The following is a 12243-nucleotide window of genomic DNA, read 5'->3' as shown; positions in this document are numbered from 1 at the left end:
GACGCGGCGCGGGGTCCCTTGCTAGAAACGCGGGGAGCATGGCGACCATCGAGCTCCTGCGTCACGGCCGAGAGATGGGGGCCCGGCTCGCCGCGGACCTCGGCGAGGCGACGCGGGTCTGCATCGCGGTGAGCCGCGCGGAGGCGAGCGCGCTCGCGGTGGTCGATCTCGTGGGGTTCGTCGAGCGCGGCGGCGAGCTCTTGCTGCTCGCGGGGCTCGACGGATACGGGACGGAGACGGCGATGCTGCGCCGCTTCGAGCGGATGCCGGGCGCGCGGTGCCGCATCTACCATGCCTGGGGCGGGACGGCGTTCTTGCCGCGGCTCTACGTGCTCGACAGCGGCGCGCGGCGCGTGGTCTACGTGGGCTCGTCGGACCTCGCGGCGTCGGGGCTCGCGCGGGACCTCGCGGTGAACGTGCGGATCGAGGGGAGCGCATCGGAGCCGGAGCTCGAACGGCCGATGCGGCTTTTCGAGGAGCTCTTCTGGTCGGAGCTCTCGTGGCCCTTGTCGGACGCATTCGAGGCCGAGTACGAGGCGCTGCGCGTGGTGCGCCGGGCGGCGATGGAGCGCGCGCCGGATCCTACGGCCGAGGCGCGGCTCGACTTCTCGGTGGCGCAGAAGCTCGGCGAGCAGCGGGCCAAGGCCGCAGCGCGGCGGCACTTGCTCGTGGTGACGGCGAAGAACTACACGCTTTGTATGCAAACGAAGAGCTTCGGCCGGCGCAGGCAAGGGGAGCTCGAAAGGTACACCAAGGGCGACCCGTTTTTTTTCCACGTGACCGGGCGCGGTCGGGGGCTGCGGGCGATGGGGATGTTCGTGGGGGAGACGTATCGGGACGAGGCGCCGACGTTCCGGGGGATGGACGGCGGGGCGCAGCCATTTCGAAAAAAATTCGTGGTGCTGGGAGAGCTCGGCAAGGAGATCCGGACGCGGCCGATCCTGGAGTCCTTGCGGCCAGGCGCGCCGAAGCACTGGTTCAATGGGTTCGTCCAGGATAGCCACACGCTCTCGGTCGAGGATTTCGAAGCGCTGCGCGGGGCGTTCGTCGCAGCGCTCGCCGCAGAGCAGGCGAAGGCGAAGGGCTAGAGCGCCGAACTGTGGGCGCTCTGCGAGATCGCGAAGCGAGCTCGCCTCGGGGGTGGAAAGCCCGGTCCAGGCCGGCCGGGACGGCCTGGGACAAACCGGGTCGCGGACAAACCGAAGTCCCCGGTAAAACCATGCTTGACGTTCGGGGAAAAACCGAGCATGGAAAGAGCCTTGGTCAGGTGCGCAGCTGGCGTCTTCCCCATGAGGACGCGTACATGCGTAAGGAATCGATCCGACCGCGGACGAAAACGAGCACCAGCAGGAACGCTACGGCGGTGGCGACGAATCGAAAAAAGAAAAACGTACGTACGGACGAGGACGAGGCTCCGCAGGATCTTCCGACGGAGCTCGCGCTTGGCAGTGACGGTCTGATCTACGTGAATGCCGAGGGCGTCGATCCGGCGCGGTATGCCGGGCGCAAGATGTTCACGGGATTCGCGATGACACCGGAGGAGGCAGAACGAGCCGTGGAGGAGATCCATCGGCTCGCCTTCAACGTGACCGTCAGCGTGCAGGCTGGGAAGCCGAGGTCGAAACCAAAGAAAGGAGGGTCTTGAGCGCGATTACGGATCCACCACGCGGACGTCGAGGAACCAGGGGCCGCTATCCTGGCCGAGCCCATCGATCTGGATGAAGTACATGCCCGGATCGAGGGTGAGGTCGAGGAAGCTCTTGTTTTGGCCGTAACCGACGGCGCAAGCCTTGGGGACCTCGACGCCGGGGCAATCGGGCCCTTTGCGGACGTCGAGTAGCGTCGTGTAGCCCGATCCGCCCATGTCGAGCACGACGCGTTTTTTATCAGACAGCGAGAGCCCGAGGAGCTGGTCACGTGCCCCGCCTTCGGGCCCTCCACCTTGATCACAGCCCGCATTGAAGCTCGCCGCGGCATTCGCGGTGTTGCCCTGGAAAAAACCGCCCGTCTCGGGGATCATGAGCACGTCGGCGCAAGCGTCGGCGAAAGGTACGATCAAAGGCGGCGCGGTCTTGCGGACGAACGCCGTGACCTGTACGGGCTGGCCGAGGAGAGATTCGGCGATGACCCGGTAATCGCCAGCCGGGACGTTGCGCTTGCCCACGCGAAGCGGCGATTGCGCGCCCATATCGCAGACGAGCTGGTCGGAAGGGTCCGCGCAAAGCGGGAGGGCGAGCGAGACGGCGCCGGTGTCGCCCTGGGAGATTCGCTGGACGAGGAGGACGTCGGAGGCGACGGGCAAGGCGAGCGTGTAGGCGGCGTCGACGGCGCCCGGCAGGCAGCCGAGCTTGACGTCGTCCTGTCGCTCGAGGAGGTCGACGTCACGCGTGACGCTCGGCGTGAGGACGGGAGCGCCTTCGCACGTCTCGTCCGGGAGAGGCTCGGTGGGCGGCTCGATCACGACGGTCGTGGAGACGACCGTGGGCGCGGAAGCCCCAACGGCGACGTGATACGTGCCCGCCGGGAGCGCGTGGCGGAAGACGTCGACGATCGGCGCGTTCTTGCAGGTGATCTCATTTTCGGGCAGCGCGCAGGCCGCGTCGCGGAGGGAGATCACGGGGAAGCCGTCGACGTCGACGGAGCTCGCGTAGACGTGGACGTTCGCAGGGGAGGCGAGCTCGAAGCTGTAGAGGAGCTCGCCGGTGAGCGGGGTGCAGGCGATGCCGACGTCCGTGGCGGCGTCGATCAAGGTGGAGAAGAAGGGGACGCCGAAGTTGACGGGCTCGGCGAGGGCGCAGGTCTCGTTCGTGGGAACGGGCTCGGGCGGGAGGAAGGCGACGTCGAGGATGACGGGCGTGTCCGCGTCGGCGAAGACGTAGAGCGGGAGCGCGAGGGCCTTCGCCGGATCGCCGAGGCCACGGCCGCGAATCTTGGCGAAGCGGCCGCCCTGGAGGTGGAAGAACGACTTGCCGCAGGTGATCTCGGTGGAGGGATCGCCGCACTGGCCGAGGAGCGCGAGGGCGACGTCGGGGCCGTTCGTCCGGGCGGTGATCTCGACGTCGAGGGGCGGGCCCGCAGGGAGGACGATCGCGGCGACGACGTCCCGCGCGGCGGGCTGGTTGTCGACGTTGCAGGAGGCGGCGAAGTTCGAGGCGGCGGCGGTGGTGTCGATCGTGTAGGCGCCGGGCGCGTCGATGACGAGCGGATCGCCGCAAGCGTCGTGCTCGGGCGAGGCGCAGCCGGCCTCGTCGACGGCGCCGTCGCAGTCGTCATCGGTGCCGTTCGCGCAGACCTCGGGCAGCGCGGGGGAGACCTTGGGATCGGCGTCGTCGCAGTCACCCTTCGCGACGCAGTGGCCGTCGGGCGCGCCGTCGCCGTCGGCGTCGCGCAAGGCGTGGGTGCAGGCGCCCGTGGACTCGACGCAGGTGTCGATGGTGCAGACGTCACCGTCGGAGCAAGCGACGGGGGCGCCGGGGAGGCAGCCGAGCTTGGGTTCGCAGCGCTCGACGCCGTCGCAGTAGACGCCGTTCTGGCAAGCCGCGTCGTCGGGGCTGTGGCGGCACCGCGCGATCGAGACGTCGCAGGTGTCGACGGTGCAGGGGAGGGCGTCGTCACACTGGGCGTCGTCGTTGCAAGGGCCGCCGAGGGTGTCGTCGGGCTTGCCTCCGTCGTCGGGATTACCGCCGCCGGCGCCACCGCCGTCGGGCTCGTCCGCCGCGTCGGGGCCGGCGTCGACGGTGAAGGGGTTCGGCGCGGTGGATGGCCCACAGGCGCTCGCGAGCGCGGCCGCGGGGAGGAGGGGCACGATCCAGCGGAGATGTCGCGAGAGCCGCGGCCGCGGGTCCTTCGTCTCGGCGCTCGTCATGGCAAGGAAGGAGGGGCGAGGTCCGCCTTCAGCGTAGCAGGGCAGGACGGGTTCTGGCATCATGCGTCGGCGCGATTTCTCGAAGAAAGCGCAGAGGACGGAGATCGGGTGACGAGCGATCGATTGACGCGCAACGAGCTGACGTGGCTGCTCGCGCAGGAAGCCCGCACTGCAGCGCAGAAGCTCCGCCAGGGAGTGATCATCCAGGACGGGCCCCCGGGCTCCGTTCGCGTGCCCGACGGCGAGAGCACGGTCGCGGTGGAGACGACGCTGAACCAGCTCGACGAGGCCGTCGGCATGCTGGCTTCGCTCCACGGGCATCCCGCGAGCCGAGGGCGGCGAGGCAAGATCGATCTCGCGCAGCTCATGTGGGAGGTCGCGCCCGAGGCGCGCGTGCAGATCGAGATGGGCGAGGGCACGACGGTGTTCGGCGACGAGGCCGAGCTGCGTCGCATGCTGCTCTTGCTCGTCGGTCAAGCAGGCGATCCGGCGAACGCGAAGGGCACCTCCGAGGTGAGCGTGCGCCGCGAAGGCGAAGAGGTGAAGGTCAGCGTGGTGCTCGGTCCAGACCAGCCCGCGACGTTCGAGTCGGAGCGCGCGTGGCTGTCGCGCATGGCGATCCGGCACGGAGGGCGGCTCGAGCTCGACGGCTCGATGCAGACGCTGGTCTTGCCGGCCGACGTGGACATGCAGCGGCAGGAGCTCGAGAACCTGAAGCGCGAGCTGAAGGCCGCGCAGGAGCAAGGCGAGGCGTACGCGAAAGAGCTCGCGGCGGTGTTCGCGAGCGGCGGCGCGAAGTCGAGCCCGCCGCCGGCGAGCGCGTCGATCGAGCCTGTGAGCAGCGAGGGGCTCGCGGTGCTCGTGGCCGGCATGCGAGGGCTCGTGTCGGAGCTGCGCGGCATCTTCTCGGCGATCACGCGAGACCTCTTGCCGCTGCGTGATCGGCAGGGCGAGGTCGGCGACATCGTGGCGAGCGCGATGCGGCACGTGACGGCGGCGTCGGAGACGATGGCGGACCTCGCGCGGCTCGGCGCGTGCCCGATCGGCGAGCTGCCGCGGCACGTGGACATCGCGGAGGCGCTGCGGGACGTGGTGCGCGACGACGTGGGGCGCGCGGCACGGCACGACGTGCGCGTGAAGCTGAACGCGCCGCAGAGCGCGTACGAGGTGGCGCAGATCGGGGCGCTGACGGTGCTGATGCACGCGCTGCTCGATCATGCGATCAGCGCGTCGCCGCCGGGCACGGAGGTGGTGCTGACGCTGTCGGAGCATACGAGCGGCGGGTATGCGCTGACGGTCGACGACGCCGGGCATCCGCTGCCCGAGGCGGCGAGGACCGGCGTGCTGAGCCGTGATTTCGAGGTGCTCGCGGCAGGTCGTCCGGCGGGAATCTCGCTCATCGCGGCGACGGCGATCGCGGCGCACGTGCGCATGCAGCTCGAGATCGAAGATGCTCCGAGCGGCGGCGCGCGCGTGCGCCTGATCATTCCCAAGATGAGCGCCTAGAGCAGCGACTCGTTCGCTGCTCCGCGAGGTCCCGAAGGGAGCTCGCCTCGGGGGGTGAATCGGCCGGGCTTTGCCTGGCCGAGAGGGGGACGCGAGGCGTCCCCCTCGGGACTAACGACCTCGTCCGCCGGCTGCGCCGAGGAGCGCGAGCGCGCGCTGGAGGTCGGCCGGCGTCACGAGGCCGACGACGTGCTCGCCCTCGTCGAGTACGAGCACCGCTTCCGCGTCTCCGTTCACCAACGCGTCGAGCGTGGCCGCGGCGTCGTCGCGCGTGTGCACACGTGGCACGTCCGTCCGCATGGCCTTGCCGACGGTCGCGTCGGGCGCGCGGTGGAGCTCGGGCCGCGCGAGGTCCCACGCCGTCACCACGCCGAGCACGTGATCCGGATCGAGCTCGGCGTGCTCGTGCTCGCCGTCGACCACGAGCGCGCCCGCGAGGTTCTGCCGGAAGAGCCGCCGCGCGACCTCGCCCGCGCGTTCGTCCGCGTGCGCCTCGCCGAGCCGATCGTTCATCACCTCGGCCACGGGCAAACCTTCGAGGACCTGCCTCCACTGGCTGCGCCCCTGCTCGCCCGCCGCGCCCATGTACACGAACACCGCGATGAGCACGAGCAGCACGTTGAACGAGAGCAGGCCGAAGAGGCCGAAGAGCACGGCCATGCCCTTGCCGATCGTCGCGGCCACGCTCGTCGCGCGCCGGGGGCCGAGCCGCGTGGACAGGAGGCCGCGGAGCACGCGGCCGCCGTCCATCGGGAAGGCCGGCAGGAGGTTGAACGCGCCGAGCACCAGGTTCGCGAGCGCGAGCGCGAGGAAGGCGACGCGCACTTCGGCGAGCAGCGGCAAGAGCGAGACGAGCCAGCAGACGACCGCGATGCCGAAGCTCGACAGCGGGCCGGCGAAGGCCATCCACGCCTCGCGCTCGGGCCGCACGTCGCGCTCCATCCGCGAGACGCCGCCGAGCATCATGAGCGTGATCGATCGGACGCGGACGCCGTTCGAGAGCGCGACGAGGCAGTGCGCGAGCTCGTGCAGCAGGATGGAGACGAAGAGCCCGATCGCGAGGATCACGCCCCACACGAGCGGCGGCAGGTGCAGCTCGCTCCGCGGGAGGCCGACGGCCTCGGCGATCGCCCTGAACTGGGAAGACGTGACGAACGCGACGTACGGGAGAAACAGGACGAGCGTGATGTGCAGCTTCACCGGGATGCCGCGAATGCGGAAGATGGTCCAGCCTCGGTCCAACATGGTGCTTCCTCCGGTGGCAGCGCGCGCGCCGGGCCGAGCTGCTCGCCCCGACAGGGGCAACACGCGTGCCCCGAGGTCGCTCGACACGCGGCGAGCTTCGGGGCGCGTTACGCGGCCTCGTCGACCACGTCGCTGTCGATGTGGAAGCCTTCGCCGTCGGGCGTGCTGATGAAGCGCAGCGCGCCCGATGCTTCGAGCGCGTCACAAAGCTCCTCGGCTTCGAGTTGCGAGACGCCGAACCGCTCGCAAAGGGCGTCGCGCATCGCCGTCTTGCCGGGAAGGTAGTCGGCGCCGACGAACGTGCCGAAGCGCGCGCGCAGCGCTCGCCCCGCGCTCGCAGGCCCGAGCACGAAGGTCTCCTCGGGCTCTTCCTGGTGTCGCATCGAAAGGCTCCCCCCGGGTTCATGGGGACGCGCTGCCGAGGCACAAGGCCCCCTCCCGCGCGAGCGATCAACGAGGGTTCGTCGGAGCAGATCGGGCGAGCGGGTGCTCGAGCTGCAGGGCGAGGTCCACGCCGAGCCAGAGTCCACGGACGGCGCCGTCGAGGCCGCCCGAAGTCTCGAAGCGCGCGGGCCGGAGGATGGCGCCCGGGCTCAGGTGGAGGCCGAGCCAAGCCGGGCCGAACGCGCGTACGTCGACGCCGAGCAGGCCGCCCGCGCGTCCGGACCACGCGTCACGCGCGTGGAGGATGCCGTCCGTCGCGCGCACGTCGCTGAGGTGCAAGAAGCCGAGCGCGGCATCGGCGCCGAGCATGAGGCGGACCGACGAAGCGAGGTAGACGCGGTAGTCGACCGCGAGCCCGACCTCGAACCAGCGCGTCGCGCCGGCGCTCGTGGGGCCCGTGAGCCAGCGGGCGGTCGCGCGTTCGCTCACGCCCGCGCCGCGGAAGCCGAGCGAGGCGCCCGCGCCCCACAAGGTGCCGGACGAACCGGGCAAGAAGGCGAAGCTCGGCGCGACCGACCAGACAATCGCAGGCGCGCGCCGCGCCGCGAGCTCGAGCTCCTTCGGCGTGGGCGTGCGCGGGGCCGGGGCCTTGCGCGGACGGATGGGGCGCGCCTGCGCGCGGACGAGCTCGTTCGCGGCGATGGCCACGAGGCGCGCGGCGACGTCGGGGTTGAGGCCGCCGATCAGGATGAAACGTCGCCCGGCGGCGCGCTCGGCGAGCCTCGCTTCGATGAGGACCTCGGACGGGCTCGGGAGATCGATCCAGACGTGCGCCACGTCATCGCCGAGCGGGCCGCTCGGACCGGGCGCGAGCGTGCCCGTGTCGTCGAGCTCGATCTCGAGCAAGCGTCGCACGCGGGGCTCACCGCCGAGCGCCTCGGCGGCGGCGCGCGAGATCGAGAGGCGTACCTCGACGCGGCGCGGGGCTGCGGTGGCGGGCGTGGTCGTGGCGGGCGCGGTCGTGGCGGGCGCAGGCCCTTCGGCGCGCGCGGCGCTCGGGCCGAGGGCGAACGTCACGAGGGCGGCGAGGGCGGCGTACGCGACCGGCGAGCGCCGCGCGCGACGTGCTTCAGGGCGCGCTTGCGTCGCCTGCTCCCGCGTCCGGTGCAGCTTGGGGCTCCTCCTGCGCGGGCTCCTCGCCCGAGAGAATTCGCTCCACGTCCTCCTTGCACCGGCCATCGGGGTACTTGTTCAAATACTCCGTGCCCATGCGCTGCGCCTCATCCTTCCGACCGGCGCGGTGCTCGGCGCGCATCTGCTTGCAGAGGGCATCCTCGGCGAGAACACCTTTGAGGCTCCGCGCACGCTCGAAGTACTTTTGTGCTTGATCGGCCTGCCCCATCTTCTCGTACATGCCGCCGAGCGTGTAGGCCGCGATCTCCGCATAAGGATCGTTCGGGAAGTGCTCGACGACGCGCTGGAGCGCGAGCAGCGCGGCGGAAGGATCACCGCCTTTGGCGCGGGCGACGTCGCCGATCACCACGAGCTCGGCGGCGCTCCTCGACGACGCGATGGCGCCTTCGATGCCGCCGGGCTGCTGGCGCAAGAGCTCGAGGGCCTGGGCGAGCTCCCCCGCGTTGTACTTGGCGCGCCAGTCGGGCGCGGTGATCGCGACCGCCTCCGTCTCGGCGCGGAGCGGCAGCGGCAGCGCGAGCGGACGCGAAGAGATGTCGATGTCGCGCGGCATCGGCGCGATCGCGCGGCGCTGGCGCCGGACGGGGTTCGTCGGATCGTCGTCGTGCGGGGCCTCGGCGAGCGCGATCATCGGCACGGCTTCGAGGCCGTCGCCGCCCGAGAGCTCGCGCGAGCCGGCGGGCCAGGAGACGCGCGCCGATCCGCTCGCGACGCGCACGTCGATGTCCGCCTCGTTTCGCCGGACGAACACCACGCTGCCCGCGCGGGCGAAGAGGGTCGCGCTCTCGGCGACGAGCGCGATCTCCGAGGCCTTGGGCGCGCCGGCCGTGTCCATCGAGGCCTCGCCGCGCAGCAGGCGCAGCGTGACGGCCTCGCCCTCGCCGCGCTCGACCTCCACGGTGGCGCCGGGCGAGAGGGTCAACGTGCCGCCGCCGGGCAGCGGATAACTCGCCTGCCGGGTGCCCGCGGCGAGCACGCTCGGCGACGTGTTGTTCTCGGCCGCGATCGTGCGGACCTCCGTCGGATCACCGTCCTTGCTCGTGCTCGTCCCGACGTAGAGACCCGTGCAGAAGGCGGCGACCGCAGCGGCGGCGACGGCGAGCAGCGTGCCCGTCATGCGGGAGCGATCGGGTTCGCGGCGCCCGGGCAGATCGTGCTCGAGCCGCTCCCAGACGCGATCGATCCGCGCCGGATCCGCGTGGTCCCGCAGGTCTTGCGGGCGCAGGGGAGGCACCACGCGGCGGGTCATTGGTCAACCTCTTTGCTCACCGGTTCTTCCTTGCCGGTCGGGTCGACGAAGTGTTCGTCGAGGAAACGCTGCGCGCGCGTGATACGACGTTTCACGGTGGCGAGCGAGCACCGCGTGAGCCCCGCGACCGCTTCGAGCTCGTGCCCGTCGATGCAGCGGAGCGTCCAGGCGATGCGCTCGTCCGAGGGGAGCGTCCGCAGGAGCGCGTAGATCTGGGCGAGCTGCGCGCGCACGTGCGGCGAGGCCTCGGGGCTCGCGATCGCGTCGAGGTCCACGGGCTCGCTCGCGCGACCGAGCCCGAGGAGGTTCAGGAGCTTGCCGCGGCGCATGCGCGAGCGCACCGCGTGCACGACGATCGATCCGAGCCAGCCGCGGAACGCCGCGCGATCCGTGAGATCTCGCAGGCGCTCGAAGGCGCGGAGGAACGCGTCGTGGACGATGTCCTCCACGTCGCGCGGCGAGCCCTCGATCCGCGTGGCGAGGTTGATCGCGAAGGCCGCGTGACGCCGGTAGAGGATCTCGAGGGCTTGCACGTCGCCCTCCGCGCCGAGCCCGACGAGCTGCGCGTCGGGCAGGTCGGCGAGCGCGGAGCGGCTGCCTTTGGGGACACGCGAGGTCTCGGGCGGGCGCTTGGCCTCGGCGCGATCGTCGGGCGTCGGCGTCGCGGCCACCTCGCCGCCCTCGTTCGTGGGGCGGGGTGATGGCTCGACGAGCCGCAAACGACCGCGCTGAAGCCTGGGCGCCATTTTCGATAATCCTGCGTGTCTAAGGACGCTCAGGGTGTGGCAGGTGGCTCACGGCGGCCACAAAGATTTTTTTGGGAGCTCACGTGAGCCGTTCCGGTGACCTCAGGCGTCGAGGGAAGTGCCGCAGGTCGGACGTCTGCGGGAGCTCTTTAGCTAGTACGGAGGATCACAACATGATCAAGCACATCATCCTCGCCCTCTCGGTCTCCCTCCTCGCGGTCGCTTGCGGCGGCGGCACGCCGGAGGCGGCGGCGCCCGAGGGTGCCCCCGCGGGCGATGCGAAGCCGGCCGAGGGTGCTCCGGCGGACGCGGCGAAGCCGGCCGAGGGCGCTGCTCCGGCGGGTGACCAGGCTGCCCCGCCGCCCGCCGGCGACCAGGCCGCCCCGAAGTGAAACGACTTACACCCCGGCGATCCGCTTCTCGCGGGTCGCCGGGGTGTCCTTTTTTGTGTGCCTGAAAGACGGCCGCGTGGACGCAGCGCGGGGAAGCCTGGTCGGGTAGGATCGAAGCTCGCTTGCTTCGGTTTTCTTCGACAGGTGGGTCCATGCAGAGCTCGCGGCGCTTCGTGCAGAGGTCGTTCGTCGGGGTGATGTTGCTCGGCGCGCTCGGCGCGTTGTTCCCCTTCGCCGGATGCGGCCGCACGAGCATCACGCCCGCGGAGGGGCAGAGCATCGGCGGCGACGGCGCGTGCGGCGACGGGACGTGTGATCCCGAGGAGACGTGCGCGAGCTGCGCCGAGGACTGCGGGTTCTGCGCGGGGTGCGGCGACGGCACGTGCACCGGGATCGAGGCCTGCGAGAACTGCCCCGTCGACTGCGGCGTGTGCGCGAGCTGCGGCGACGGGACGTGCGGCGACGGAGAGAGCTGCGCCACGTGCGTGCTCGACTGCGGGGCGTGCCAGAGCTGCGGCAACAAGACGTGTGATCCGAGCGAGAGCTGCGCGACGTGCCCCCTCGATTGCGGCCTCTGCCAGACGTGCGGCAACGGCGCGTGTGACCCGAGCGAGACGTGCGCGTCGTGCCCCGGCGACTGCGGCGCGTGTTCGGCTTGCGGCGACGGGTTCTGCACGGCGCCGGAGGACTGCCTCTCCTGCGCGCCCGACTGCGACGCGTGCCCGAGCTGCGGCGACGGCGACTGCGACGCGGGCACCGAGAGCTGCTTCACATGCCCCGGCGACTGCGGAAAATGCCCAGGCTGCGGCGACGGGATCTGCACCGGGACCGAGACGTGTGCTTCGTGCCAGACGGACTGCGGCGTCTGCTCGGTGTGCCCGAACGGCAAGTGCGAGGCGTTCGAGACGTGCTCGATCTGCCCCCAGGACTGCGGGACCTGCGAGGCAAAGGGGTGCCTCGAGGTGGTCACGTGCGCCCTCGGATGCATCGATCTCGGCGCGAATCCCCCGAAATTCAGCGTGACGTGCGTGGCGAACTGCGTGGCCCAGGGCTGCGCCGACGTGCAATTCTTCGTGGATCAAGTGCTCTCGTGCGCCGTCGAGGTGCTTCCCGTCTGCGGGGGAGATTTCGGGTGCATCCAGACCGAGTGCGGCGCGGAGTTCGCGGCCTGCATCGGCGCGCAATGCAACTGACGCCCGTCCCCGGGTGAACGACGGTCCTCCGCTGCCCGGGGCTTGCTCGATCGACGGGCAAGCCGTGTAGCATCGACGCGTGGCCGAGAACGACGAGCGCCCCGACGAGCCGAAGGCCGAGGACAAACCCGCCCCGCAGGCAAGGCCCGCCATGATGTCCGTGGACGCGGGCTGGGACGTGGCAGACAAGGGCAAGCCCGCAGCGCCCCCGAAGCCCGCCCCGCCCGCGCAAGCCGCGCAGCCGCCTCAAGGCGCGGCCGCGCTGAAGCCCGCGCCGCCCGGCAAGATCGTGCCCGCCGGCGGGCCGCTGCCACCGAAGCCCACGACGACCGTGGTGCGCGCAGCGACGCCGGAGCCCGCCGCCGCCTCGCTCGCGCCACTGCCGCCGATGTCGCCGCCGCCGCTGCCGCCGATGTCGCCGCCGCCGGTCCCCGGACGTCCAGCGCCGCCGCGTCGCGCGACCACGGTC

The 12243-nt window shown here is 71.2% G+C and carries 11 protein-coding genes and 1 pseudogene; 6 read left to right on the top strand and 6 right to left on the bottom strand.

Going from position 1 to position 12243, the window contains the following annotated elements; translation table 11 throughout:
• Window positions 1-38 precede the first annotated feature (38 nt).
• Window positions 39-1088 carry a hypothetical protein gene (locus QHF83_RS43135; RefSeq protein WP_282423932.1) on the top strand — a complete coding sequence of 350 codons (1050 nt, stop codon included), beginning with the start codon at window positions 39-41 and terminating at the stop codon, window positions 1086-1088.
• Between the two features lie 275 nt (window positions 1089-1363).
• Window positions 1364-1645: a hypothetical protein gene (locus QHF83_RS43130; protein WP_282423931.1), complete on the top strand. Its 282-nt coding sequence runs from the start codon at window positions 1364-1366 to the stop codon at window positions 1643-1645.
• A gap of 6 nt (window positions 1646-1651) precedes the next feature.
• Here QHF83_RS43130 and QHF83_RS43125 read toward each other — a convergent pair whose 3' ends face one another.
• Window positions 1652-3865, bottom strand: coding sequence for a putative metal-binding motif-containing protein (locus QHF83_RS43125; RefSeq protein WP_282423930.1), 2214 nt, complete (start codon window positions 3863-3865; stop codon window positions 1652-1654).
• Between the two features lie 108 nt (window positions 3866-3973).
• On the opposite strand from QHF83_RS43125, the gene QHF83_RS43120 reads away from it, so the two are divergent.
• Complete coding sequence (locus QHF83_RS43120; RefSeq protein ID WP_282423929.1) at window positions 3974-5371, top strand: sensor histidine kinase; 1398 nt, start codon at window positions 3974-3976, stop codon at window positions 5369-5371.
• A gap of 111 nt (window positions 5372-5482) precedes the next feature.
• On the opposite strand, the gene QHF83_RS43115 is transcribed toward QHF83_RS43120, so the two are convergent.
• The 5 genes from QHF83_RS43115 to QHF83_RS43095 form a co-directional block, all read right to left on the bottom strand.
• Window positions 5483-6616 (bottom strand): site-2 protease family protein, encoded by a 1134-nt coding sequence (locus tag QHF83_RS43115; protein WP_282423928.1) that lies wholly within the window; start codon window positions 6614-6616, stop codon window positions 5483-5485.
• A 107-nt stretch (window positions 6617-6723) separates the two neighbouring features.
• Window positions 6724-6999, bottom strand: coding sequence for a hypothetical protein (locus QHF83_RS43110; protein ID WP_282423927.1), 276 nt, complete (start codon window positions 6997-6999; stop codon window positions 6724-6726).
• Between the two features lie 67 nt (window positions 7000-7066).
• Window positions 7067-8077 carry a hypothetical protein gene (locus tag QHF83_RS43105; RefSeq protein ID WP_282423926.1) on the bottom strand — a complete coding sequence of 337 codons (1011 nt, stop codon included), beginning with the start codon at window positions 8075-8077 and terminating at the stop codon, window positions 7067-7069.
• A gap of 52 nt (window positions 8078-8129) precedes the next feature.
• Window positions 8130-9443 carry a tetratricopeptide repeat protein gene (locus QHF83_RS43100; protein ID WP_282423925.1) on the bottom strand — a complete coding sequence of 438 codons (1314 nt, stop codon included), beginning with the start codon at window positions 9441-9443 and terminating at the stop codon, window positions 8130-8132.
• Complete coding sequence (locus QHF83_RS43095) at window positions 9440-10189, bottom strand: sigma-70 family RNA polymerase sigma factor (protein ID WP_282423924.1); 750 nt, start codon at window positions 10187-10189, stop codon at window positions 9440-9442. Before QHF83_RS43095 ends, QHF83_RS43100 begins: the two co-directional genes overlap by 4 nt.
• Window positions 10190-10362: 173 nt before the next feature.
• On the opposite strand from QHF83_RS43095, the gene QHF83_RS43090 reads away from it, so the two are divergent.
• The 3 genes and pseudogenes from QHF83_RS43090 to QHF83_RS43080 form a co-directional block, all read left to right on the top strand.
• Window positions 10363-10581, top strand: a complete 219-nt coding sequence (locus tag QHF83_RS43090; RefSeq protein ID WP_282423923.1) for a hypothetical protein — start codon at window positions 10363-10365, stop codon at window positions 10579-10581.
• 152 nt (window positions 10582-10733) lie between these two features.
• Window positions 10734-11774 carry a hypothetical protein gene (locus QHF83_RS43085; protein ID WP_282423922.1) on the top strand — a complete coding sequence of 347 codons (1041 nt, stop codon included), beginning with the start codon at window positions 10734-10736 and terminating at the stop codon, window positions 11772-11774.
• 79 nt (window positions 11775-11853) lie between these two features.
• Window positions 11854-12243 (top strand): annotated as a pseudogene (locus QHF83_RS43080) (hypothetical protein); the annotation flags it as partial.

The organism is Polyangium sp. 15x6, assembly GCF_029960785.1.
Classification (GTDB): domain Bacteria; phylum Myxococcota_A; class Polyangia; order Polyangiales; family Polyangiaceae; genus Polyangium.
The sequence above is the reverse complement of the archived record's forward strand: the minus strand, read 5'-3'. Positions and strand labels throughout refer to the sequence as shown.